Source organism: Limnobacter sp. UBA7229, assembly GCF_002473065.1.
Taxonomy (GTDB): Bacteria; Pseudomonadota; Gammaproteobacteria; order Burkholderiales; family Burkholderiaceae_B; genus Limnobacter; species Limnobacter profundi.
Genome location: NZ_DKTN01000003.1, coordinates 25,058 through 48,776 on the forward strand (window position 1 = coordinate 25,058; position 23,719 = coordinate 48,776).

Below are 23,719 nucleotides of genomic sequence, written 5' to 3' on the forward strand. Positions count from 1 at the left end.
CAAACACCCAATAAAAAAACCGCTGTGGTTATTTTAACCACAGCGGTTTTTTTCTGCCTCAAATCATTACAAACCAGTCAAATCTCTCAAAGCCTGTACATAAGTTTCCACCGGCAAATCTTCGGGCGCCTCGAACTGTGCCTTCATCAAGGCCATTTGCGCACGGCTGTTGAATTCACCAATGGTTTGGTTTGCATACAGGGGCGATGCAACAATGTCTGGCGCACGGCGGTGCAACGTAGCCTGCTCAAAATCAAATGCAATGCCCAATCCTGTGCCTTCGTCAAAACGCCTCACGAAAATTTCCATGCCTCTTGGGGTTCCTGCCTGTGAATCAAAACCCACTGGCACCACGATCGAACCCATTTGCGTGGTTGAGCCGAAATCGCAAGTACGCCCACCCGTGGGGCCTGGAGACAACACCAGTGCATCAAGCTTGACCTTGACTGCATTGCCCTGAGCATCCAGCACCATGGCCTCTTTGTCACCCAAGGCGTCCAGTTCCCCATTCATCACCTTGGTCACGTAATCGCGTTCCAGTGCAATGGCATCAATTTGGGCTTGTGTGGGTTTTCCACCGGGATCCCCAGAGGCGCTTACTGCAACAAGTCCGGCCGTGCGTGGCCCCACGCGCAAGGTTTCAAGAATGCCTTCAGTGGTGCCACAATTGGGCAATACATCGGGGTTGCTCGCGAAGAATGCGCTGCTCAAACATTTCCGCGGGCTTTTCCCACCATCGCGCACAAACTCAAAAAAGTAGCGGTTGGTGTCGAAGTGGGTCGAGCCACCACCCCGGTTCTGAAAACTGGGCAAAAACACGTCATACACTTCGGCACCCATGGTCCGCATGGTTGCCACCGCCTGTTCAATCAAGGCACCCTGCTCCCCAGTTCCCGCGGGCGTGGTGCTGGTACCTAGTTGGCGCAGCACACCAATTTTCTTGCCTTTCACCCCATGCGTGTCACGGTCCAGAAAACGCAGGTAAGTGTCGGGACGATCTTCAGCTTTGAACAAAGTAGTGTCTGGATCATCCACAGGATCAATGCTCGCCATTGCCGTCAGCATCAACGCAGAGTCACGCACTGAACGTGTCATTGGCCCGCCGGTGTCACGGATATGTGAAAGCGGAAAAATCCCCTTGCGTGAAATAACCCCGATGCTGGGTCGAATTCCTACCAGTCCACTGACGGATGACGGGTGCCGGATAGACTGACAAGTGTCGCTACCTGTGCCTCCAATCGCGAAATTGGAGGCCAGCGCAGCACCGGATCCCGACGACGAACCCGCCGAACTCTCTTGCGTGTTGTATGGATTGGTGACCAGTACAGTACGCCCTGAAAACCCGGTGGTGAAATACGCAAACTCATCTTGATGTGCTTTGCCTAAAATTACAGCGCCAGCCTTGCGCAAGCCGGCCACAGAGGGTGCATCAACCCCCGCCTGATGACCCAACATGGAATACGAAGCCGAAGTGGACGGGTGATCAACGGTGTCGTAATTGTCTTTCAACAACACCGGCATGCAATGCAAATAGCGATCGGCTACGCCGCCGTCAGCGGCGTATTGCGCATCCAGTCCTTTTGCGATTTCCAACGCTTGCGGATTAATCGCCAACACCGCACTAATCGGCAAACCACCATTGGGTTGCGGATTGTCGTTGTACATAAAAATTCGCTCAATGTACATTTTGGTCAATGCTTCGCAGGTCAAAGTGCTTCCATCCCGCATTTTTGTTCGGCCAGCAAAGGTGTCATGCACCATTTGCATGTCCGCTTCCACCAACTCAAAAAATTCTGCAGGTGGTCGCAGTGACTTGTCCACAAAAACCTCTGGCTCGGGATTATCCACTGGCGGTTCTTCGCCGCCTTCTGCAGGATCGGTCGGAGAGCCGCTTGAACCTCCGGGTGACCCTGTAAAAGCTGTTTCATCTGAACTGCAAGCCGCTGAAGCGACGATCACAAGAAGCGAAATGAGTTTGATCAATGTGTTCATGAAAGGGTCCTTCTTTGTTGAAATCATTCCCCTTCACTGCAAGCCCAATGCCCGAATTCACTGATTAGAAGCAGCTTTCGATTAGTTCACAATTTTGTGGTAGCTATACGGACAGTTATTGAGAGCTTTTATACGGATTTGCAACGATTGCAAAATAAAGTGAAATTCTGAAGGCGGAAACACAGGGTAAATCCCGACCTGAAATGGTGCATAAAAGCTGCCCGGATAAGGGTTTGCTCCTATTTAGTTACAAGTGGGTGGCTATCACAATGCAGGTTCGAAAAGTAAAACCAAAAACAACAGTCGAAAGCTAAATCAATTTAAGGAGGCAAAATGACTGACTCAGTGAACAACCAAAAGCGCCGCGATTTTATCAAAGGCACATCAGTGGCTGCAGTAGGTGCAGGCGCCATGGCGTTCCCCATGATTTCCACTGCCCAAACAGTGAACATGCGCTTCCAGAGCACATGGCCCCAAAAAGATATTTTCCACGAGTATGCCGTTGATTTTGCCGACAAGGTAAACAGCATGACTGGTGGTCGCCTGAAAATTGAAGTACTGCCAGCTGGCTCAGTGGTAAAAGCTTTCGACTTGCTGGATGCGGTGAGCAAGGGTACTTTGGATGGCGGCCACGGCGTGATCGCTTACTGGTACGGCAAGAACGCGGCAGTAGCCCTGTGGGGTTCTGGCCCTTCTTTCGGCATGGACGCAAACATGCTGTTGGCCTGGCACAAATACGGCGGCGGCAAGGAATTGCTGGAAGAAATTTACGGCGACCTGAACATGGACGTGGTTTCATTCATGTCCGGCCCAATGCCAACACAACCCTTGGGCTGGTTCAAAAAGCCAGTGACCAAGCCGGAAGATTTGAAGGGACTGAAATTCCGCACCGTGGGCTTGTCTGTGGACATGTTCACGAAAATGGGCGTGGCTGTTAACGCACTTCCAGGCGGCGAGATTGTTCCTGCGATGGACCGTGGCTTGCTGGACGCAGCTGAATTCAACAACGCCTCTTCAGACCGTGTCTTGGGCTTCCCAGACGTATCCAAAGTGTGCATGTTGCAATCTTTCCACCAGTCTTCTGAACAGTTTGAAATCATGTTCAACAAGACCAAGTACAACAAACTGCCAGCTGAAATCAAAGCAATCATTGCGAACGCTGCCGAGGCCTCTTCTGCTGACATGAGCTGGAAAGCGGTGGACCGCTATTCCAAAGACTACATGGAAATGCAAAGCAAGCAGGGCGTGAAGTTCTTCAAAACCCCTGACAGCATCCTGAAGGCTCAATTGAAAGCATGGGACGAAGTGACCAAAGAAAAAGCCGCTTCAAACCCAATGTTCAAGAAAGTGTTTGAATCGCAGCGTGCATTTGCTGCACGTGCTGCCAAATGGCAAGCCGACACCTCTGTCGACTTCAAAATGGCACAAGCGTTCTACGCACAAAAGAAGTAATTTGCAACGCCACGAAAAGCCAGCACCTGCACAACGGGTGTTGGCTTTTTTTTAACCGAACCCGAGGTTCACCCCATGTTATCTTTTCTTCATTTGGTCGACAAAATTTCAACGAAGGTAGGGCATTTATTTGCCTGGACCATTGTGCTGTTGACTGGTGTTATTGTGTTCGAGGTGTTTACCCGGTACGCCCTGAACAGCCCCAACCCGTGGGTTTTCGACGCATCCTATATTCTTTACGGCATTCTGTTCATGATGGCAGGTGCTTACACACTGGCCACCAACGGCCATGTGCGTGGTGACATTCTGTATGGTTTTCTTGAACCCAGAACTCAAGCCATCCTAGACATCATTCTGTATTTTGTTTTTTTCTTCCCCGGCATCATCGCATTGACCTACGCAGGTTACACATTCGCTGACGAAGCCTGGGCCATTAAGGAAATGTCCTCGATCACTGCCGATGGACCGCCCATTTATCCCTTCAAGGCCTTCATTCCTCTCGCTGGTTTCTTTTTGTTGTTGCAAGGCATCGTCGAGGTACTTCGTTGCGCATTGTGTATCAAAAATGGTGCTTGGCCCAAGCGTGAAGACGACGTGGAAGAAGTGGATGTAGAGAAGCTGAAAGCCTCTCTCAGCAAGAAATAACAGGAATCATCATGAAAAAAGAACTATATTTTGGCCTTGCCATCATGGCGATGATCCTGATCGGGGTCGCCATCGCAATGCCTGCGCCCTCTGAAATTACAGATGGTCACCTCGGCTTGTTAATGCTCTCTTTGGTGGTTGTCGCCATCATGCTGGGCTTCCCCACCGCCTTTACCTTGATGGGTATGGGTGTAATTTTCACCTATTTTGCATACGACGGTAACATTCAGCAAACCCTTGATTTGATGGTGCAATCCACCTACAAAGTCATGACCAACGACGTGCTGATCTCAGTGCCGCTCTTTGTGTTCATGGGCTACCTGGTTGAACGTGCCAACCTGATCGAAAAGCTGTTCAAATCCTTACACTTGGCCATGGCGCGCCTCCCCGGTGCTTTGGGTGTGGCCACATTGGTGACCTGCGCAATTTTTGCCACGGCAACCGGTATTGTGGGCGCGGTAGTTACACTGATGGGCCTGTTGGCGATGCCCAGCATGATGAAAGCCGGTTACGACACCAAAATGGCTGCCGGTGCAATTACAGCGGGTGGTTGCTTGGGTATTTTGATTCCACCTTCTGTGCTGCTGATTGTGTACGGTGCCACCGCGGGTGTTTCCGTGGTTCAGCTTTACGCGGGTGCGTTTTTCCCCGGTTTGATGCTGACTGGCATGTACATTGCCTACATCATGATCCGTGCAAAAATCAATCCGAAGTGCGCCCCACCCTTGTCTGAAGAAGATCGCAAAGTACCGCTCAGTCCGGTTCTTGATTCATTGAAGCGTACCTACGGCAGCAGCCGCGCAGTATCGGCTTTGGTAAATGGATTAAAGGGCCGTCGTGAAGGTAATTTGACTGGTGGTCAGGTGGCTGGCCAGCTTTTTGTGGCCATGTTGCCCGCCATTTTCGCGGCATTTATTTTAGGCTTGGTGTATTCCTCACTCACAGCCCCAAAGGAAGCAGCATTCGACACTTCTGGCTTGGTCAGCTTTGGCTCTGAATACCAAGGATCGAGCAGCAGCAATTACGACTTTGGATTTGACGAACCAGCTGGCGCTGAAACTTCCGAGGTGGCACCTGCACTGGAAGAGCCGGCTGCTCCCGCTGAAGCCGTTGCCGAAGAAGCCGAATCACAGCCAGCCCCCATGAATTTCTGGATTTCTTTGCTGATCGTGGCGGCTGTGCTGGTTTATTACTACGTGCGTCTAAGCTTCGAACGTCTCGAAGTTTTCAAAATGTTGCTAACCTCATTCTTCCCTCTGGCCATTTTGATTCTGGCCGTGCTGGGCAGCATTGTGTTTGGGCTGGCAACACCTTCTGAGGCCGCGGCAGTGGGCGCATTCGGTGGTTTGATGTTGGCGGCGGGTTACAGGCAACTCAGTTTCCCTGTGCTGCGTGAATCTGCGTTCCTGACTTCCAAAACAACCGCCATGGTGTGTTGGTTGTTCGTGGGTTCATCCATATTCTCGGCAGCGTTTGCGTTGCTGGGCGGCCAGGAACTGGTTGAGCAATGGGTGCTGTCTTTGGGCCTTACACCCATTGAATTCCTGCTGCTTTCCCAAGTGATCATTTTCTTGTTGGGCTGGCCTTTGGAATGGACTGAGATTATCGTGATTTTCATGCCGATTTTCATTCCGCTGCTGCCTTACTTTGATGTCGACCCACTGTTCTTCGGCTTGCTGGTTGCACTGAACCTGCAAACGGCGTTCCTGTCGCCACCTGTGGCCATGGCAGCGTTCTACCTGAAAGGTGTATCGCCACCCGGGGTCACCTTGAACCAGATCTTCTTGGGCATGATTCCGTTCATGTTTATTCAGATCTTCGCCATGTTCGTGCTGTATGTGTTCCCACAAATCGGTATGTGGTTGCCAGGCGTGCTTTACAGATAAGAAAGTTAAGCCCTGCTTGATTGTGAATGCAAAAAACCGCCCTCGAGGCGGTTTTTTGTTGTGTGCTGACAATCATCTTTTCACGATCCGTTCGTTCGAATCTACTCACAGGTCGCAAAAACAAAAAACCCGCCACAAGGGCGGGTTTTGATGTTTTTGGCGGAAGCTGTGAGATTCGAACTCACGGAGGGCTCGCACCCTCGCCGGTTTTCAAGACCGGTGCATTCAACCGCTCTGCCAAGCTTCCGAGCCCGCAATTATAACCACAAACCCTTTGGTTTGGAAACCTCTCGGGACAATATTTCTGAATATTGCTCAGCCCTTCAAACCCATGCGTTTTTTCATGGCTTGCATACTCACATAAGCCAACACCGCAATGGTTGGAATCGCCACGGCAATCGCCAAATCTGGAGAAACCGGCACACCCATGGTTTTCAGCCCTTTGGCCAGGTACCCCACCAAACTGGCGCCGTAGTAGGAAATGGCAACAATCGACAATCCCTCTACGGTTTCCTGCAAACGCAACTGCACCTTGGCACGCTTGTCCATGCTGGTTAGCAAGCGCTGGTTTTGGCTTTCCCGCTCAATTTCAACGCGCGTGCGCAACAGCTGTGTAACCCGCGAAATACGGGCCGCCAACTCATCTTGCCGGCGAGCTGTCCAGGTGCAGGTTTTCATGGCGGGGCCCAACCGGCGGTCCATGAACTCACCAAAAGTTTGCATGCCCACCATGGGAATTTCTTTCAATTCAGCAATGCGTTTTTTAACCAGGTCGGTGTAGGCTTCCGCAGCGGTAAAACGCACCCGGTTCTCGGCGCTTAACTGCTCCACGCGTGCGGCCAGGTCGGTCAGCTGGCTCAACAACTTTCGATCCAGTTCCACGTCCTCGCTGGTCACTTCAGCCAGGTCTTCGGTTTTACTGGTCTCCGCCATTTCTGTGGCCAGCTTCACCAAGCGGTCTTCATACGAAGAAAGCTTTGGCAACGTGGCACGCGCCACTGGAAAACTCAGCAGAGCCATCATTCGGTAAGTTTCCATTTCGATGGCGCGCTGAACCACTCGGCCCAATTGCCGCGAGCCCATCTTCAAATTACAAATCAAAATGCGGCTTGCACCGCGGTCTGCAATTCGAAGGTCCGAAAACACCTGCCCCGCTCCGTTGGCAATCATGCCGCCAATCAGGGTGTTGCCATCAAAGTAACCTGCCACGCTTCGCGGCTCTCGAGGGTTTTCTGTTTTTTGAACAAACAGTTCAATGGCCACCAGCATTACCCCTGGCAAAGCGGCCATCCAGCTGGGAGGCAAACGGCGAGTCACCGGGCGATCGAACACAATCGCATGGTCAGCCCGCTCAAAGAAGGTCAAGGTAATGAATTCGTTGTGGCGCTCCAGGCGCAGGCGCAAGGCCGACTCGCCGCCACACAGACTAAGACTGACCTGGGGGGCTGCAAGCTCTTCATCAGAAACCGGCTTGCACCCGCAATAGTCCACCAAGGCTTGCAATTGCCCGACAATTTCAGGTGTTACATCGCCTTGCACCAGCAAAGCAATGTGAAACACCCTTTCCTGCGGCCACAAGGCCTCGGTGGGGCGGGAATGCACTTCATCATTGAGTGCCTGCCGCAACGGGTAGGGCTGGGGCAGCAAGTTGCTTTTGTTCATGGCGAAATATACGGAAGCGATCAGCTTCGATTGCGGAGTTCTGGCCAGGCTTTCATCAGGTAATAGCACATCGACCAAACCGTCAAAACGGCTGCCACATAAATACCCAAAGTACCCAACACATGGAAGTCAATGCCCATCCAGGTTTCGTTCACCAACAGCATGGGAATGGCCACCATTTGCGCAATGGTTTTGAATTTGCCAAGCCTGTTCACAGCCACACTGTTGCGCGCACCAACGCTGGCCATCCATTCCCGCAACGCAGAAATGGTAATTTCGCGGCCAATAATAATCAGCGCAATAAAAGGACCAATTCGCCCAAGGTCAACCAACACAATCAGGGCAGCGCCCACCATCAGCTTGTCGGCCACCGGGTCAAGAAATGCACCAAAAGCCGAGGTTTGATTCCAGCGGCGTGCCAGGTAACCATCGACAAAGTCTGTAATGGCTGCGAAAACAAACACCCAGGCACCTACCCAGTTTTGCATGGAGATGGACATGATTGTTTCAGGCAGAAAATAAATGCCGACAACCAGGGGAATCAGTACAATCCGGACCCAGGTCAGGATCATGGGCAGGTTCATTGGCATATGTGTTTTTCTTTTGTTAAGTAAAAAATACACTCTATAGAGGTACAGAATATATCAGCGACAACACCCATTGAGGCGCACATCTTCAGTGCAAACGCCGATATATTTCTTCGGCCAGCGTTTTGGAGATTCCTTCGACTGTTTGCAAGTCTTCAACACTGGCCGCTTTCACACCACGCAGACCGCCAAAACGGGTCAGCAATTTTTGCTTGCGGCGTGCACCAATGCCTTCAATTTCATCCAGCTCGGAAGCCTGCCTTGCTTTGGCCCGTTTGGCCCGCATGCCGGTAATCGCAAAACGGTGAGCCTCATCCCGAATTTGTGCAATCAACATCAGCGCCGGGTGGCCTGGCCCCAACTCAAGGCTGGGTCGGCCATCTGGAAACACCAAAGTTTCCAGCCCCACCTTGCGATTCTCACCTTTTTTTACACCCACAATCAGGCCGATGTCCAATTCCAGTTGTTCAAACACCTGCCGGGCTACTTCAATCTGCCCCTTGCCACCATCAATCAACACCACATGCGGCATCACGATCGGGGTTTTTCCTTCCCGCTGATAGCGCCGTGTTACTGCCTGGCGCATGGCGGCATAATCATCGCCTGGGGTAATACCCTCAATGTTGTAACGGCGATACTCGCGGCTTTGCATATCGTGGTTATGAAACACCACACAAGAAGCTTGCGTAGCCTCACCTGCGGTGTGCGAAATATCGAAACATTCCACACGCAAGGTGGCCAGCAAATCAATTTCTTCAGCTGCTGGATCAACGGTGGGCTCGGTGCCAGTAGCATTACCACTTAACAAGCGGTCAGCCTCGCTGGCTTGCAAGGCCTCTTCCAGCCGCGTTTCCAAACCCAGGGTTTCAACCAACGCACGCGTGCGGAATTGCGCCGAGCCCTGCTCTGCTATTCGCCTTGCAATCGCAATTTCAGCGTTGTCTACAGCCATATCCAGCCACTTGCGCCGCTCGCTTTGCGGCTGTCGAATCAGGTTGATTTTTTTGCCAGCTTGTTGGCTCAAGGCCATCAACAGTTCGGGGGCATCCAGATCCTGGTTCACAATCAACAGGTTGGGAATGGGCCTGTCCACATAGGCTTGGCTCAAGAAAGCTTCCAGCACTTCAGGGCCAATGTCCTCGCTGGCCTGCGCCACACTGGGGAACATGGGCTTGTCACCCAAATGCCTCCCACCTCGCACCATGGCCAAATTCACGCACACCGCACCGCCTTTGATGACTACAGCAATAATGTCTGCATCGTCATCACCGCCGGTGGTGTCCACCGACTGCTTTTGTAACACCCTACTCAATGCACCCAACTGATTGCGATACATGGCGGCTTTCTCGAACTCCAGCAAGCCACTGGCCTCCAGCATTTTCTCTTCCAGATTGGCCAAAACTGACTTGTGGTCGCCCCGCAGGAAACGCGATGCGGCTTCCACATCCTTGGCATAATCTTCCGGGCTGATCCAGTTCACACAAGGCGCGCTGCAACGTTGGATTTGAGCCTGCAAACAGGGGCGTGAGCGATGAGAAAACACGGTGTCTTCACAGGTGCGTAGCAAAAACACACGCTGCAAAACCTGAATGCTTTCCTTCACAGCCCAGGCATTTGGAAAGGGGCCAAAAAACTGTGATTTTTTATCCACCGCACCCCGGTAATAAGCCACACGCGGGTACTTGTGATTCGTCAGCCGCAAGTAGGGGTAGCTTTTGTCATCGCGAAACAAAATGTTGTAGCGTGGGCTTAAGCTTTTAATCAGATTGTTTTCAAGCAGCAAGGCCTCTGCTTCAGTTCGGGTCGGTGTTACATCCACCCTCACAATACGCTCCACCATATGGCTGGTGCGCGGGCTGGCATGGGTTTTCTGGAAGTATGAAGACACCCGTTTCTTCAGGTTCTTGGCCTTGCCCACATACATCACGGTGCCATTTGCATCAATCATGCGATACACACCGGGCCTTGTGGTCAATTCCTTCAAAAACGCAACGATGTCAAAGGGTGTCTCGGGCGCTTGTTGCTCGTCGGTCATTGCCCTGTCCTCACCCTTTCAGGAAATAGCTGATCGATTCCAGTACGCTCTCGAACATGGGTGCGGTTAGCCGGCCCGTTTGCGTGTTGTATCGGCTAACGTGATAACTGTCGAACAAACGAAATACGCCCAAGTCGTGTTGGGCTGCATGCCCGAACTTGAACGCGCTTTGCTTTTGATCCAGTGCTTTCAACACGGCTTGGTGCCCCACCAAACCCAGTGCCAGCACTGCCTTGGGTGGATGTACTTTGAACTCATGGGCAATGAACTGGTTGCAGGTTTTAATTTCAGCCGGCGTTGGCTTGTTTTCCGGCGGAACACACTTCACAGCATTGCTGACACGCGCATTCAGCAGTTGCATGCCGTCGCCCACAGCCATGGAAACTGGCCTGTTGGCAAAGCCATATTTGTGCAAGGTGCTGTACAGCAAGTCGCCGCAATAGTCGCCCGTGAATGGCCGCCCGCTGCGGTTTGCTCCGTGTAGTCCGGGGGCCAGGCCAACAATCAACAACTCAGCGTTTACCGGGCCAAAGGGTGGCACCGGCCCATTGAAATGGTCAGGAAATTTTTGCCTGTTTTGTTCATGAAAAGCGTGCAGGCGCGGGCATGCCGTGCAATTCACATCGAACACCCTGGCGGGCCATTGCTGATCCATGACCAGGGGTTGCCACGCGGTTCTACTGCCCATTTAACCCAAAGCCTTGCGTGCGTTGTAGAACAAACGCATCCACGGTGAAAACTCGCCGGCGTCTTTGGGCGCCCAGCTCATTTGCACGTTACGGAATACGCGTTCCGGGTGCGGCATCATGATGGTGAAACGACCATCTGGCGTGGTGAAACCTGCTAACGCTTCCGGGCTACCATTGGGGTTGAATGGGTACTGCTGTGTGGCCTCGCCTTGCGAATTCACATACTGCACGGCCACCAAACCTTCCGAGCTCAATTTGCCATGGTTGCCCTGGCGTGAAAAATCGGCGCGACCTTCACCGTGTGCAACCACCACCGGCACCACTGAGCCTTCCATTCCACTTAACAAAATCGAGGGCGTTTTGTTGATTTTTACATTCACCAAGCGTGCTTCATATTGCTCGCTTTCATTGCGCATCAGCTTTGGCCAATGCGTTGCACCGGGAATCAAATCAGCCAAAGTCGCCATCATTTGGCAACCGTTGCACACACCCAAACCAAACACATCGCTGCGGCCAAAAAATTCAGCAAACTGATCGGCCAATACACTGTTGTATCGAATGGTTTTGGCCCAGCCTTCACCTGCACCCAGCACATCACCATAGCTAAAACCGCCACAAGCAGCCAGGCCCTGAAAGTCAGCCAGCTTGCGCTTGCCGCTCAACAAGTCGCTCATGTGTACATCCACTGCCTCGAACCCAGCCAAGGTGAACGAGCCTGCCATTTCAAGCTGACCGTTCACGCCCTGCTCCCTGAGCACTGCAACACGTGGCTTTGCGCCTGTGGCAATGAATGGCGCTGCGGGGTTTTCCGTAATGTCAAAGCTGGGCTTCCACACCAAGGCGTTGGGCAATTCAGCCGCTGCTTTGTGTTCACTTTCAGCGCAAGCCGGGTTGTCACGGCGCTTGGCAATTTGGTAGCTTGTGTCATCCCAAATGCCTTGAAGCTTGGTGCGGCTTTCAGAATAAATGCACTTGGCATCGCGATAAAACTCAACTACATCGCGGTCATTCGGCTTGCCAATAATATTGCTGTGTTTGCTCAAATTGAAATCGCGCAACACTTGCATGGCTTCGCTTTTTTGAGCGGCGGGCACCTGCAACACCACACCCAATTCTTCGTTGAACAAAGCTTTCAGGGTAAGTTCGCCGCGCTGCACGCTAACCTGCTCCGGGCGAATTTTAAAGTCGCCCCAATCGGCTGAATAGGGGTCGATGGTGATCAAATCCAGGTTGATCGACAAACCACAGCGGCTGGCAAAACTCATCTCGGCCAAAGCCGCCATCAAACCACCGTCGGAGCGGTCGTGGTAAGCATGCACCAAACCTTTTTCACGCAAGACATTCATGGCCATCGCAAAGTTTTTGATGTCGCTTGCATCCTCCACATCGGGTACATCCGTACCCAACTGGTTGGTAACCTGTGCCAATACGCTGGCACCCATGCGCATTTTGCCGCGTGCCAAATCAACCAACACCAGCACGGTGTCTTCTGCCGTGTTCAACACGGGCGTTAGCGTGCCACGCACATCGTTGATTTTTGAGAACGCAGAAACAATCAAACTAACCGGCGACAACACTTCCTTCTGCACATCGCCCTCATTCCAGCGGGTGCGCATTGAAAGCGAATCTTTGCCCACAGGAATGCCCAAGCCCAACTGTGGGCAAAGGTCCATACCAATGGCTTTCACGGTATCAAACAAAGCCGCATCTTGTCCGGGTGTACCGCAAGCGGCCATCCAGTTGGCACTCAGTTTCACGTCTTCCAGTTTTTCAACTGGTGCAGCCAGCAGGTTGGTAATGCTCTCTGCAATGGCCATACGGCCTGAAGCAGGTGCATTCAACACCGCAAGTGGTGTGCGCTCACCCATGGCCATGGCCTGGCCAGCATAGCCTGTGTAATCATCAATGGTCACTGCCACATCAGCCACGGGCACCTGGTAAGGCCCAACCATTTGATCGCGGGCTGTGAAGCCGCCCACGGTGCGGTCGCCAATGGTAATCAGGAAACGCTTGGAAGCCACAGCGGGGAATTTCAATACTTGCTCAATGGCCTCGCCCAATTCGGTTTGAGTCAAATCCATTTCAGCTTTCACCGTTTCAACACGGTTGTCGTTGCGCTCCATGCGCGGTGGTTTGCCAAGCAATACCTCCATGGGCATGTCTACAGGGTTGCTGGTGCTTTCAGCGTCGAGCACTTTCAATTGGCGTTCATCAGTAACCACACCCACCACACAGAAGGGGCAACGTTCACGCTCACACAGTTGCGTGAACAGTTCAAGCGATTCAGGCGCAATACCCATCACATAGCGCTCTTGCGATTCATTGCACCAAATCTCGGCAGGACTCAAACCGCTTTCATCCAGATTCACTTTGCGCAAATCAAATTCCGCACCTTTGTTCGATGCATCGGCCAGTTCGGGGAATGCGTTGGAAATACCACCCGCGCCCACATCATGAATGCTCAAAATCGGGTTGGCTTCGCCCAGAGTCCAGCAGCGGTCGAGTACTTCCTGCGCACGGCGTTCCATTTCAGGGTTGGCGCGCTGAACAGAATCAAAATCGAGCGACTCGGTGTTGGTACCTGCATTCATCGACGAAGCTGCGCCACCGCCCATGCCAATGCGCATGCCAGGGCCGCCCAGCTGTATTAACAAGCTGCCCGCCGGCAAATCGCATTTGTGGGTGTGCACTTCCCGAATATTGCCCAAGCCACCCGCAATCATGATGGGCTTGTGGTAGCCATAAACACGATCACCCACGCGCTGCTCGAACGTGCGGAAGTAACCACCCAGGTTCGGGCGGCCAAATTCATTGTTGAAGGCAGCCGCACCAATGGGGCCATCGATCATGATTTGTTCAGGCGTGGCGATGCGTGTGGGAATGCCGACAGGCTGTGGCTGCTCTGCACGTTGCTCCAGTGGCACCAATGCGTCTTGCCCACTTTCCCAGCTTTCCTTGCCACCTTCAAAACGCAAATGCGAGGTGGTAAAACCACACAGGCCAGCTTTGGGCTTGGCGCCACGACCAGTGGCACCTTCATCACGAATTTCACCGCCTGAACCCGTGGCAGCGCCTGCATATGGCGAAATGGCTGTGGGGTGATTGTGGGTTTCAACCTTGATCACAAAATGCGTGGTTTCCTCGTGCGGTCGATACACGCCATCGGCATCAGCAAAAAAGCGCTCAGCCTTGCCACCAGCAATTACGGCTGCATTGTCGGAATACGCCACCACCGTGCCATGCGGCGTGGTTTTGTGGGTGTTGCGAATCATCCCGAACAGCGTTTCGTTTTGCGCCTGTCCGTCAATCGTCCAGGTTGCGTTGAAAATTTTGTGACGGCAGTGTTCGCTGTTCGCCTGCGCAAACATCATCAGTTCGACGTCTGTGGGTGAACGACCCATCACAGTATAGGCATCCAGCAGGTAATCAATTTCATCGTCGCTCAGCGCCAGGCCAAGTTCGCTGTTGGCTTTCACCAGGGAATTACGCCCTTCGCCCAATTCCACAATTTGCAGGCTTTTGCCTTGCAGGGGCAAAAACAGGCCTTTCACATCAAAGCCTTCAGGCAAAACGGTTTCAGTCATACGGTCATACAGCGCGGCCTTCAAGGCTTGCAAAGCCGCCCCTTCCGGCAGTTTGCTGCCACCCAGCAAGCCTTTCTTGAAGCTCAGCTGAAATTCAATGCCACGCTCCATGCGCACCACCTTGGTCAGGCCAGCGTTGTGGGCAATGTCGGTGGCCTTCGAAGCCCACGGACTAACCGTACCCAAGCGGGGAACGACCACGCAGCCAAGGTCAACACGGTCCAACGCCGGGGCAGCATGGCCGTAATCGAGCAAGCCTTCCATCACCTTGCGCTGCTGCCCTTCCAGTGCACCCCGCGTCGCCACAAAATGAACGAAATGCGCACGCACCGCTGACACATTCGAATCAATGGCTTGCAGGCGTTTCAGCAAACCTTCTGCACGAAAAGCAGACAAGGCAGAGGCGCCATGGAAGGTGGAAACATCGAATTGATCAGCCGAGGACAGGGCAAGAGACATGACAGCAGTGGGGGTGGTTGAGGTAATCTTGAATTATAAGTGCTACAGCCCCAAAACTGAGCACAAAGCCCGGATAAACCACCCTGAATTTCCTTGGAATACGCATGCCAGAACCGATTGACCTACACCCTGAGAACCTGGGCCATGCCAACTGGCAACAGTTGGATCAAAAATCAATGCCAGTGCTGTCGGTGAAGCAAATCCGGGTGCTGGAACAGGCTGCTTTCGCACACATCGATTCTTTTTTGCTGATGCAGGCCGCCGGGGTACGCTCGGCCCTGAAAATTGTCGATCAAATTGTTCACAGCAAGACACATTCACCGCCTTGCCTGGTGCTGGCCGGGCCGGGCAACAACGGGGGAGATGCCTGCATTGTGGCCGGGGAGTTAAAACGCAAAGGCCTGCAAGTCGACCTTTTGCAAGTAAGCGATGGAAAAACTGGCTCGAAAGACCGCATGCAGGCTGTATTGTGGGCTTTGGCACACGGTGTTCAACCCATGGAATTTAAACCCGACATGCCCTTGCCTGACATTGATGCTGGCACTGTGATCATCGACGGGCTGCTGGGAATTGCCTGTAACAGATCCCCACAGGGTGTGATCGAACGATTGATTCGACATGTGAATGCACACCACCACAAGGCCAGGGTTTATGCGCTGGACTGCCCCAGCGGGCTGAACTGCGACACGGGTAATGCGCCCGGCGTAGCGGTTCAGGCACACACCACTTTCAGCTACCTCGCCTGCAAGCACGGCCTGTTGAGTGAACAAGGCAAAGATTTGTGCGGTGAACTGTGGATAGACACGCTGAATTGCGACGCCCTGCTTGATACGGGGCCGCACACGGTCGAACTGGGCATGGTTGTTCAAGCGGTTTCCCGGCTTGATCAATTGCAACACCTGCCAAAGCGAGGCCATCGGCATCACAAAGGCAGCTTTGGCAGCATTGCTGTGCTCGGTGGCCAACTTGGCATGGTAGGCGCCTGCGTGCTGAGTGCAAGAACCACACTAATGCTGGGCTGCGGGCGAGTAGCCCTGACCCTGCTGCATGAAGCCGACATGCACTTGCCTGATGTTCAGCGTCAAGGCCAATCACCCTTTCTCGACCTGGTCTTTCCGGAAATCATGAACAAGGGGCTGGAAAGCAATCTTGAGTTTGCGGATACCGCTTTGATCGGCCCAGGCTTGGGGCAAAGTGAAGAGGCCTTGAGCATGGTTCATGCACTGCTTGAACACGACAAAGGTCTGGATATGGTGTGGGACGCTGACGCGCTGAACCTTCTTGCAGCAAATTCGGTGTTGCGTGCGCGGCTACAGCACTACCGGCGCAAACACCGTGCAAAAAGCCTGGTGTTGACGCCGCACCCCCTGGAGGCAGCTCGCCTACTCCAAAGCACCACTGAGGTAATTCAGGCCGATCGCGTGAAGGCGGCGCAATCCTTGGCTTCCCAATTTGACTGCACTGTGGTGTTAAAAGGAACTGGCAGCCTGGTCTGCAATTCGAATCAAATTGAGATCAACACCACGGGTGGCCCCGCATTGGCGACCGCGGGCAGTGGCGATGTGCTCGCTGGCGCCATAGCAGCCATGTTGGGGCAAGGGCTAGATGAATTCAAAGCCGCATCATTCGCTGTGTATCTACATGGGCTGTCGCTTGAACCGCTGGCAGGTGAACGAGAGGGTTTGTACGTTTCACATGCGAGCGAAATTGCCGGGCGGATGAAAGCGTGGTTAAACCACCTCCTGGGCCAAAGCGCCCGCCGCAATAGTCAATTGCCGTGAACAGCGCGCCGCAAGCTTGTCATCGTGGGTCACCAGAATCAAAGTGGTGCCCTGCTCTTTCTGAAGGTCAAACATCAAGTCAATTATTCGCTGGCCGGTTGCAAAATCCAGGCTGCCAGTGGGCTCATCGGCAAACACAATCGTGGGTTTACGCACAAACGCCCTGGCCAAGGCCACGCGTTGCTGTTCACCACCCGAAAGGGTTTTGGGCGTGTGGTTGAGGCGATCACCCAAACCTACCCGGTCTAGCATCTCCTTGCAGGCCTTTTCGCGATTTTGCATTGGCGTCAGTTCAGTGGCCAGCATCACGTTCTCAAGCGCACTCAGGTGGTCGAGCAACTGAAATGACTGAAATACAAAACCCACATGCTCGGCTCGCAGGCTGGCACGGCGGTCTTCGTTAAGTTGAGTTAAGTCTTCCCCCAAAAAGCGAACTGCACCGCTAGATGGAATGTCCAATCCAGCAAGCATGCCCAACAATGTGGATTTGCCTGAACCTGAGGCCCCCACAATGGCAACCGCTTCGCCTTGATTTATAGTGAACGAAATGTTTTCAAGAATGGACAAACTACTTTGCCCGTCCTGAACCAATTGATTTAAACCTTCGACTTCGAGGATTGCACGACTCATGTTTGCCTTTACTGCAAAAAAAATTAAAAACGCCTTCGCATTGGGCCTGATCGCTTTTGGATTATCAACCAGTGTATCCAGCTTTGCGGCAAGTACAGGCCAGGAATGCAAAATACTGGTGATGGGCGACAGCCTTTCGGCCGCTTACGGCCTGCCCAAAGAACAAGGTTGGGTCGCTTTGATGGAGGGCCGTTTGGCTGAAAAGTTCCCGCACTGCAAGGTGGTGAATGCCTCAGTATCAGGCGAGACCACAGCAGGTGGAAAAACACGCTTGCCAGCCCTGCTGAAACAACACCAACCCACACACATGATTCTGGAACTTGGCGCCAACGACGGATTACGCGGATTGTCCCTGGACACGATGAAAGACAACTTGACCAATATGCTGGTCACGGCCCGGCGCAATGGCGCTCAGGCTGTACTGATTGGCATGCAAATTCCATCGAATTACGGGCCAGCATATGCCCGCCGCTTTGGCGATACATTCCCAGAGGTAGCACGAAAACAGAAGGTGCCTTTGGTGCCGTTTATGCTGGAAGGTTTCGCGCTAGACCCCACTGCGTTTCAAGCAGATGGAATTCATCCAAATGCGGGAGCACAACCGAAAATTCTGGAAAATATTTGGCCGACGTTTTCAGCGACATTGAAGTGAAGATATTACGGGTAGCGTATACGAGTTCGCGTTATCTTTTACCGCGTGCGCTAAGCGACTTAAGGTGAGGTCTGGATTTGCAGCAGCGTTACATCGTTCTGCTGATTCAAGATCAAGTCGCCCATTTTGATTCGCAGCGAGGGGCAGATCCGCCAGGATCTGATGCGAAGACGCGCTCGCGTTTCGCATGCCCTGAGCCAGATTCAAAAAGGGGAACTCGACTTGATCAAGGCAGAATGAGTGACGCGCTGCAAATCAACTACAACCACGTCAATCGGGGATGCGATGCGCTGCAAATCGACCACATCAGCATCCACTACATCAGCAAAATTAAAACGTCTTCTTGATCTCGACTTCAACACGCTTTTTCATGGCATCGCGTGCAGCCAGCAGCAAGGCTTCCTGATACACCTGCCCTGCAATATTCTCGTAGTACTGAACCACCTGCGGATCTGCTTTCGCTTTGACTTCCGAAGACGGTGCACTGCTTTCAACCCACGCCACCGCATAGCCGTTGTTGCCTAGTCCAACCACCTTCGCTTTGGGTAGTTCAGACACACCCGTGTTCAACACGGACTGAGCCACCAAACCAGGCAAACCCCCCGCGCTCAGAGCGGACACTGTTCTTGAATCCGCAAAACCGGTCAACAAATCAGAACCAGCCTGTGGCTTTTCACTGTCCAGCTTGGCAGCCAAAGCATCTGCGTCTTTCAGTGCAGCCTTTGCAGCTTCTTCCTGCTTTAAGCGAGCCTGAATCACTGGCTTCATTTCCTCCAGCGGGCGTGCTGCTGCAGCCGTGTAATTCACGATGCGGGCAGACACCATGGCTTCGCCCACTTGCACAGCCTTGGTGTTGTTTTTACTTTCAATCGAGTCCGATGAAAAAATTTCTGCCATCACTTTCGCGTCTTTCAAGACCTCTGGCGCGTTGGCTGCACCTTGCGTCAAACCATTGAATGTTTGTGCCTGCACACCAAGTGCCTTGATCACGTTCTCAAACGACTGACCACCTTCATACACCAACTCGGTGAAGCGCCCTTGTGCATCGGCATACTGCGCAGTCATCTTTTGATTTTTGATTTCATCTGAAATTTGAGTTTTCACTTCCTCAAGTGCTTGAACCTCACCACCACGAATGTCGGTTACCTCAACAATGTGATAACCAAACTGGCTCTTCACCAAGCCGCTGAGTTCGCCTTTCTTCTGAGAAAACACGGCCTGTTCAAACTCGGGAACCATGGCGCCTTTGCCGAAGAATCCGAGATCTCCACCCTGGTTTGATGAGCCCGGATCGATTGAGTATTGCTTGGCAATTTCAGCAAATCTGGATGGATTCGCTTTCAACTCGGCCAACACTTTTTCCGCCGCTGCCTTCAGTTCGTCTGCAGAGGCACCTTCTTTCTCGGCATCCAGCAAAATGTGGCGTGCACGACGTTCTTCAGGAGCAGAAAAACGGGCCTTGTTTTGTTCGTAGTAAGCTGCAATGTCTGCATCGCTCACTGCAATCTTGGATTTGATGGTGTCTGGCGACAACACCACATATTCCACATCGGCTTTTTGAGGTGCCATGAATTGGGTTTTGTTCGCTTCATAAAATGCAGCCACTTGCTCATCCGTAATACTGACGTTGGCCAGGTATGGGGCCAAGTCAATATTTTTAACGCGCACCACTCGACCGGCCAACTGCACATCATCCAGCTGGGTTTTCAGTGTTTCCGGGAAAAAAGAAGCACGCAAAACCGGGTCAAGCACCTGGTTTCTCGCCAAGCCAAAACGCACATTTGCCTCGTGCTGCGCAGGCGTTAAACCACGTGCAGCCAACTCGCGCTTGTAAGTTTCAAGATCGAATTTGCCATCCACCTGAAACAAGGGAGTGCGAGCGATGTCTTCAGCCAAGGCTTTGTCTGAAGCCGTCAAATATTGCTTTTGTACCGACTGTTGAAGCAAATATTGAAGCACCAATGTATCCAACAATTGGCGATTGATTTCTGGTGATTCAAACACCTTTGGATCAAAGTTGTCGCCTGACTGCGCACGTGCTTCTTCAATACGCTCACGCTTAACCTGATCGAACTCTTCCTGGGTAATTGGATAATCGCCCACAATCGCCAACGCGTTTGCGTCAGCACTGACAGTGTTGTACCCCTCAAGACCAAACAAGGCAAATGCGGGTGCAATAAACAGCAGCAGCACAAACTGCATGATCTTCTGATTGTTTCGGATGAATTCAAACATGTTTTGTAGGTATTTAGTGTTGAACAACAAGCGGATACTATACCTGAAGGTAAACACCGGAAAACCGTGTGGGGCGCGGCCGGGGTTGGAAATGAATGAGAGCGTGGAAATGAAAAAAGGGAATCCGAAGATTCCCTTTTTTGTTTGGCGGAGTGGACGGGGCTCGAACCCGCGACCCCCGGCGTGACAGGCCGGTATTCTAACCAACTGAACTACCACTCCAGAGTTGGTTGCTGTTTCGCAATGTTGGTGGGTGCTGAGAGGCTCGAACTCCCGACCTAAGCCTTGTAAGGGCTCCGCTCTACCAACTGAGCTAAGCACCCGACGCTCACTGTTTTACTAGTGTTTGTCTTGCTGCGAATCAGCCAAGACCGCAATTATATACAAATTAACTCGGCCTGCAATACCTTTTGTCAAAAAAATTTTAAATTTAATTCACTGCGTCTTTCAGGGCTTTGCCGGGACGGAACTTGGGCACTTTGGCTGCCTTGATTTTGATTGTTGCGCCAGTGCGTGGGTTACGGCCGCTGCGTGCAGCACGCTTGCCAACAGCAAAGGTTCCAAAACCAACCAAAGTTACTGATCCACCTTTTTTCAAGGTAGTTTTAACAGCAGCAATCATTGCATCCAATGCACGACCAGCGGCCGCTTTGGAGATTTCTGCTGACTCAGCAATTTGATCGATCAGTTCGGTTTTATTCATGTAAAAAGCCCCCTCATGGTGACAAATAAAAAGTGCCCAAAAACAGGCACCACGTTGCTTCCAGTTCTTAATTTAGACATGCCTGAAACCTAGCTGTCAACACATTTTGCGGGCGGATAACCCTTATTTTTCAAGCCAGCTAAGGCTTTCCGCGATGCACAAAAAAAAACCTCCACATTTTCATGCGGAGGCTTGTTCAAAATACCGATTGATATCAGTGCTTTACACTTGGGTTTGCAGCAGCCTCATCAGCTTTGCCCGCAATCACCTCGGCCGGCTCGGAGACTGGCTCTGGTAGCGATTCCAAGGCATGTTGCAGCACTTGATCAATCCATTTCACCGGAATAATCTCCAAACTATTCTTCACATTGGCTGGAATTTCTGCCAAATCCTTCACGTTTTCTTCGGGAATCAGCACTGTTTTAATACCACCGCGGTGAGCAGCAAGCAGCTTTTCTTTCAAGCCACCGATACCCAAAACTTCGCCACGAAGAGTAATTTCACCAGTCATTGCAACGTCAGAACGCACCGGCATATTCGTCAAAGTCGACACCAATGCAGTGGTCATCGCAATACCGGCTGAGGGCCCATCTTTCGGTGTCGCGCCTTCAGGTACATGCACGTGAATGTCGCGCTTCTCGAAAGCATCGTTGCGAATTCCCAATCGATTCGCGCGTGCACGCACCACTGAACGGGCAGCCTCCACCGATTCTTTCATCACATCACCGAGAGAACCTGTGCGAATGACATTGCCCTTGCCTGGCATGGACACAGTTTCAATGGTCAGCAATTCACCGCCCACCTCCGTCCATGCCAAACCAGTGACCTGACCCACCTGATTTTCTTTTTCAGCCATGCCGAAATTGAAGCGACGAACACCCAGGAATTTGTCGAGGTTCTTCGGAGTCACCAGCACTTTCTTTTCGTTTTTGCCCAATACCATTTGACGCACAACCTTGCGGCAAATTTTGGACATTTCACGCTCAAGACCACGCACACCTGCCTCGCGGGTGTAGAAGCGAATGACATCACGAATTGCTGCTTCGGAAACACTCAGCTCTTCGTCTTTCACGCCGTTGTTTTTCAACTGCTTGGGCAGCAAATACTTTTGCGTGATGTTCACTTTCTCGTCTTCGGTGTAACCGCTCAGGCGAATTACTTCCATCCGATCAAGCAGCGCATGAGGAATGTTCAAGGAGTTCGCAGTCGCTACAAACATCACATCGCTCAAGTCGTATTCCACTTCCACGTAATGGTCTACAAAGGTGCTGTTCTGCTCGGGATCCAGTACTTCCAACAAAGCCGATGCGGGGTCGCCACGGAAGTCCTGTCCCATCTTGTCGATCTCATCCAGCAAAAACAGCGGATTGCGAACACCTACTTTCGTAATGCTGTTCAATACCTTGCCAGGCATGGAACCAATATAGGTTTTGCGGTGGCCACGAATTTCAGCTTCATCACGCACGCCACCCAAGGCCATGCGAACAAACTTGCGGTTTGTTGCCTTGGCCACAGATTGTCCAAGTGAAGTTTTACCAACTCCTGGGGGACCCACCAAACAGAGAATAGGTGCCTTCAGTTTGTCGACACGCTGCTGCACCGCGAGGTACTCCACAATGCGCTCTTTCACTTTCTCCAAACCATAATGATCTTCGTCCAGTACCTTTTCGGCATTGGCAAGGTCGTTGTTGATTTTGGTTTTTTTCTTCCAGGGCAAACCCACCAAAACGTCGATGTAATTGCGAATCACGGTGGCTTCAGCAGACATGGGTGACATCAGCTTGAGCTTCTTCAATTCGGCTTCGGCTTTTTTCAGGGCTTCCTTGGGCATGCGCGCAGCCTTGATTCGCTTTTCAAGCTCCTCCATGTCCGCGCCATCTTCGCCCTCACCCAGTTCTTTCTGAATGGCTTTGACCTGCTCGTTCAAATAGTACTCGCGCTGGCTTTTTTCCATTTGGCGCTTTACACGACCACGGATGCGCTTTTCCACCTGAAGAATATCGATCTCAGTTTCTAGTTGGGACAGCAACGCTTCCAGGCGCTGGGCAATGCTGAAGGTTTCCAAAATGGATTGCTTCTGCTCCAGCTTCAATGGCAAGTGGCTAACAATGGTATCCGCCAATCGGCCGATGTCTTCAATGCTGGCCAGCGATGTCAAAATTTCTGGCGGAATTTTCTTGTTCAATTTCACGTAGGAATCAAACTGTGCCATCACGGCACGCTTCATGGCCTCGGTTTCCGGACTCTGTGAAGGATCGGGCAGCAAGGGCAAAGCCGTGGCCGCGAAGTGTGTTCCCTCATCCGTTACCTTGGTCAAACGTGCACGCTGCACACCCTCTACCAAAACCTTTACGGTGCCGTCGGGCAGCTTCAGCATTTGGAGTACATTGGCGACACAGCCGATGTTGTAAATGTCTTTGTCGCTGGGTTCATCTTTGGTGGCAGATTTTTGCGCCACCAGAAGAATGCTCTTGCCTGTTTCCATCGCGATTTCCAACGCTTTGATGGATTTTGGACGGCCCACGAAAAGCGGAATGACCATGTGCGGGAACACGACTACATCTCGCAATGGAAGCAGTGACAATTCGATGGGTTGTTCCGGAAGCACGTTAGTTGCTGACATATGAATCACCTATTAAATGCATAACCCTACAGTGGGGTTAAAACGCGCTTATTCAAGCTTTATTTCACGACCAATTTAACAATACCACTGAAAAGAAAAAGCCC

The 23,719-nt window shown here is 52.2% G+C and carries 16 protein-coding genes and 3 tRNA genes; 6 read left to right on the forward strand and 13 right to left on the reverse strand.

Annotated features, from left to right (window positions below; translation table 11 throughout):
* Nucleotides 1-66: 66 nt before the first annotated feature.
* Nucleotides 67-1,992 (reverse strand): amidase family protein, encoded by a 1,926-nt coding sequence (locus B4C79_RS00740; RefSeq protein WP_291752471.1) that lies wholly within the window; start codon nucleotides 1,990-1,992, stop codon nucleotides 67-69.
* 333 nt (nucleotides 1,993-2,325) lie between these two features.
* On the opposite strand from B4C79_RS00740, the gene B4C79_RS00745 reads away from it, so the two are divergent.
* From B4C79_RS00745 to B4C79_RS00755, 3 genes are all read left to right on the forward strand, one after another.
* The gene (locus tag B4C79_RS00745; protein WP_291743062.1) at nucleotides 2,326-3,444 is read left to right on the forward strand and encodes a TRAP transporter substrate-binding protein; all 1,119 of its coding nucleotides are present in this window, start codon (nucleotides 2,326-2,328) and stop codon (nucleotides 3,442-3,444) included.
* A gap of 75 nt (nucleotides 3,445-3,519) precedes the next feature.
* Nucleotides 3,520-4,089: a TRAP transporter small permease subunit gene (locus B4C79_RS00750; protein ID WP_105029293.1), complete on the forward strand. Its 570-nt coding sequence runs from the start codon at nucleotides 3,520-3,522 to the stop codon at nucleotides 4,087-4,089.
* Nucleotides 4,090-4,100: 11 nt separating this feature from the next.
* Nucleotides 4,101-5,975 (forward strand): TRAP transporter large permease, encoded by a 1,875-nt coding sequence (locus B4C79_RS00755; RefSeq protein WP_291743057.1) that lies wholly within the window; start codon nucleotides 4,101-4,103, stop codon nucleotides 5,973-5,975.
* Between the two features lie 157 nt (nucleotides 5,976-6,132).
* On the opposite strand, the gene B4C79_RS00760 is transcribed toward B4C79_RS00755, so the two are convergent.
* The 6 genes from B4C79_RS00760 to purL form a co-directional block, all read right to left on the reverse strand.
* Nucleotides 6,133-6,222: transfer RNA gene (locus tag B4C79_RS00760), tRNA-Ser, on the reverse strand.
* A 68-nt stretch (nucleotides 6,223-6,290) separates the two neighbouring features.
* On the reverse strand, nucleotides 6,291-7,637 hold the full coding sequence (locus B4C79_RS00765) for a DUF3422 family protein (protein WP_291743054.1): 1,347 nt from the start codon (nucleotides 7,635-7,637) through the stop codon (nucleotides 6,291-6,293).
* A 20-nt stretch (nucleotides 7,638-7,657) separates the two neighbouring features.
* A complete protein-coding gene (gene pgsA, locus B4C79_RS00770; protein WP_105029296.1) occupies nucleotides 7,658-8,227 on the reverse strand; it encodes a CDP-diacylglycerol--glycerol-3-phosphate 3-phosphatidyltransferase in 570 nt (189 codons plus the stop codon).
* A gap of 85 nt (nucleotides 8,228-8,312) precedes the next feature.
* On the reverse strand, nucleotides 8,313-10,259 hold the full coding sequence (gene uvrC, locus B4C79_RS00775; RefSeq protein ID WP_291743051.1) for an excinuclease ABC subunit UvrC: 1,947 nt from the start codon (nucleotides 10,257-10,259) through the stop codon (nucleotides 8,313-8,315).
* Between the two features lie 10 nt (nucleotides 10,260-10,269).
* A complete protein-coding gene (locus B4C79_RS00780) occupies nucleotides 10,270-10,947 on the reverse strand; it encodes a uracil-DNA glycosylase (protein WP_291743049.1) in 678 nt (225 codons plus the stop codon).
* Entirely contained in the window at nucleotides 10,948-14,991 is a 4,044-nt protein-coding gene (gene purL, locus B4C79_RS00785) for a phosphoribosylformylglycinamidine synthase (protein WP_291752469.1), read from the reverse strand.
* 104 nt (nucleotides 14,992-15,095) lie between these two features.
* Between purL and B4C79_RS00790 the strand changes: the two genes are divergently transcribed.
* Complete coding sequence (locus B4C79_RS00790; protein WP_291740634.1) at nucleotides 15,096-16,772, forward strand: NAD(P)H-hydrate dehydratase; 1,677 nt, start codon at nucleotides 15,096-15,098, stop codon at nucleotides 16,770-16,772.
* Here B4C79_RS00790 and B4C79_RS00795 read toward each other — a convergent pair.
* Complete coding sequence (locus B4C79_RS00795; protein WP_105029300.1) at nucleotides 16,722-17,402, reverse strand: ABC transporter ATP-binding protein; 681 nt, start codon at nucleotides 17,400-17,402, stop codon at nucleotides 16,722-16,724. The genes B4C79_RS00790 and B4C79_RS00795 overlap by 51 nt on opposite strands.
* On the opposite strand from B4C79_RS00795, the gene B4C79_RS00800 reads away from it, so the two are divergent.
* Nucleotides 17,401-18,054 carry an arylesterase gene (locus B4C79_RS00800; protein ID WP_291740632.1) on the forward strand — a complete coding sequence of 218 codons (654 nt, stop codon included), beginning with the start codon at nucleotides 17,401-17,403 and terminating at the stop codon, nucleotides 18,052-18,054. The two genes, B4C79_RS00795 and B4C79_RS00800, sit on opposite strands and share 2 nt — an antisense overlap.
* Nucleotides 18,055-18,131: 77 nt before the next feature.
* Nucleotides 18,132-18,401 (forward strand): hypothetical protein, encoded by a 270-nt coding sequence (locus tag B4C79_RS00805; RefSeq protein WP_291740630.1) that lies wholly within the window; start codon nucleotides 18,132-18,134, stop codon nucleotides 18,399-18,401.
* On the opposite strand, the gene B4C79_RS00810 is transcribed toward B4C79_RS00805, so the two are convergent.
* The 5 genes from B4C79_RS00810 to lon form a co-directional block, all read right to left on the reverse strand.
* Entirely contained in the window at nucleotides 18,385-20,289 is a 1,905-nt protein-coding gene (locus B4C79_RS00810; protein ID WP_291740628.1) for a SurA N-terminal domain-containing protein, read from the reverse strand. The two genes, B4C79_RS00805 and B4C79_RS00810, sit on opposite strands and share 17 nt — an antisense overlap.
* Before the next feature lie 145 nt (nucleotides 20,290-20,434).
* Nucleotides 20,435-20,511, reverse strand: a tRNA-Asp gene (locus tag B4C79_RS00815).
* Between the two features lie 25 nt (nucleotides 20,512-20,536).
* Nucleotides 20,537-20,612 (reverse strand) — tRNA-Val (locus B4C79_RS00820).
* Nucleotides 20,613-20,719: 107 nt separating this feature from the next.
* Entirely contained in the window at nucleotides 20,720-20,992 is a 273-nt protein-coding gene (locus tag B4C79_RS00825) for an HU family DNA-binding protein (protein ID WP_105029303.1), read from the reverse strand.
* A 214-nt stretch (nucleotides 20,993-21,206) separates the two neighbouring features.
* Complete coding sequence (gene lon, locus B4C79_RS00830) at nucleotides 21,207-23,615, reverse strand: endopeptidase La (RefSeq protein ID WP_105029304.1); 2,409 nt, start codon at nucleotides 23,613-23,615, stop codon at nucleotides 21,207-21,209.
* Nucleotides 23,616-23,719: the final 104 nt, after the last annotated feature.

Coding starts and splice junctions, on each gene's coding strand:
- B4C79_RS00740 (WP_291752471.1), bottom strand. CDS start 1,992: ATGAACACATTGATCAAACTCATTTCGCTTCTTGTGATCGTCGCTTCA.
- B4C79_RS00745 (WP_291743062.1), top strand. CDS start 2,326: ATGACTGACTCAGTGAACAACCAAAAGCGCCGCGATTTTATCAAAGGC.
- B4C79_RS00750 (WP_105029293.1), top strand. CDS start 3,520: ATGTTATCTTTTCTTCATTTGGTCGACAAAATTTCAACGAAGGTAGGG.
- B4C79_RS00755 (WP_291743057.1), top strand. CDS start 4,101: ATGAAAAAAGAACTATATTTTGGCCTTGCCATCATGGCGATGATCCTG.
- B4C79_RS00765 (WP_291743054.1), bottom strand. CDS start 7,637: ATGAACAAAAGCAACTTGCTGCCCCAGCCCTACCCGTTGCGGCAGGCA.
- pgsA (WP_105029296.1), bottom strand. CDS start 8,227: ATGCCAATGAACCTGCCCATGATCCTGACCTGGGTCCGGATTGTACTG.
- uvrC (WP_291743051.1), bottom strand. CDS start 10,259: ATGACCGACGAGCAACAAGCGCCCGAGACACCCTTTGACATCGTTGCG.
- B4C79_RS00780 (WP_291743049.1), bottom strand. CDS start 10,947: ATGGGCAGTAGAACCGCGTGGCAACCCCTGGTCATGGATCAGCAATGG.
- purL (WP_291752469.1), bottom strand. CDS start 14,991: ATGTCTCTTGCCCTGTCCTCGGCTGATCAATTCGATGTTTCCACCTTC.
- B4C79_RS00790 (WP_291740634.1), top strand. CDS start 15,096: ATGCCAGAACCGATTGACCTACACCCTGAGAACCTGGGCCATGCCAAC.
- B4C79_RS00800 (WP_291740632.1), top strand. CDS start 17,401: ATGTTTGCCTTTACTGCAAAAAAAATTAAAAACGCCTTCGCATTGGGC.
- B4C79_RS00795 (WP_105029300.1), bottom strand. CDS start 17,402: ATGAGTCGTGCAATCCTCGAAGTCGAAGGTTTAAATCAATTGGTTCAG.
- B4C79_RS00810 (WP_291740628.1), bottom strand. CDS start 20,289: ATGTTTGAATTCATCCGAAACAATCAGAAGATCATGCAGTTTGTGCTG.
- B4C79_RS00825 (WP_105029303.1), bottom strand. CDS start 20,992: ATGAATAAAACCGAACTGATCGATCAAATTGCTGAGTCAGCAGAAATC.
- lon (WP_105029304.1), bottom strand. CDS start 23,615: ATGTCAGCAACTAACGTGCTTCCGGAACAACCCATCGAATTGTCACTG.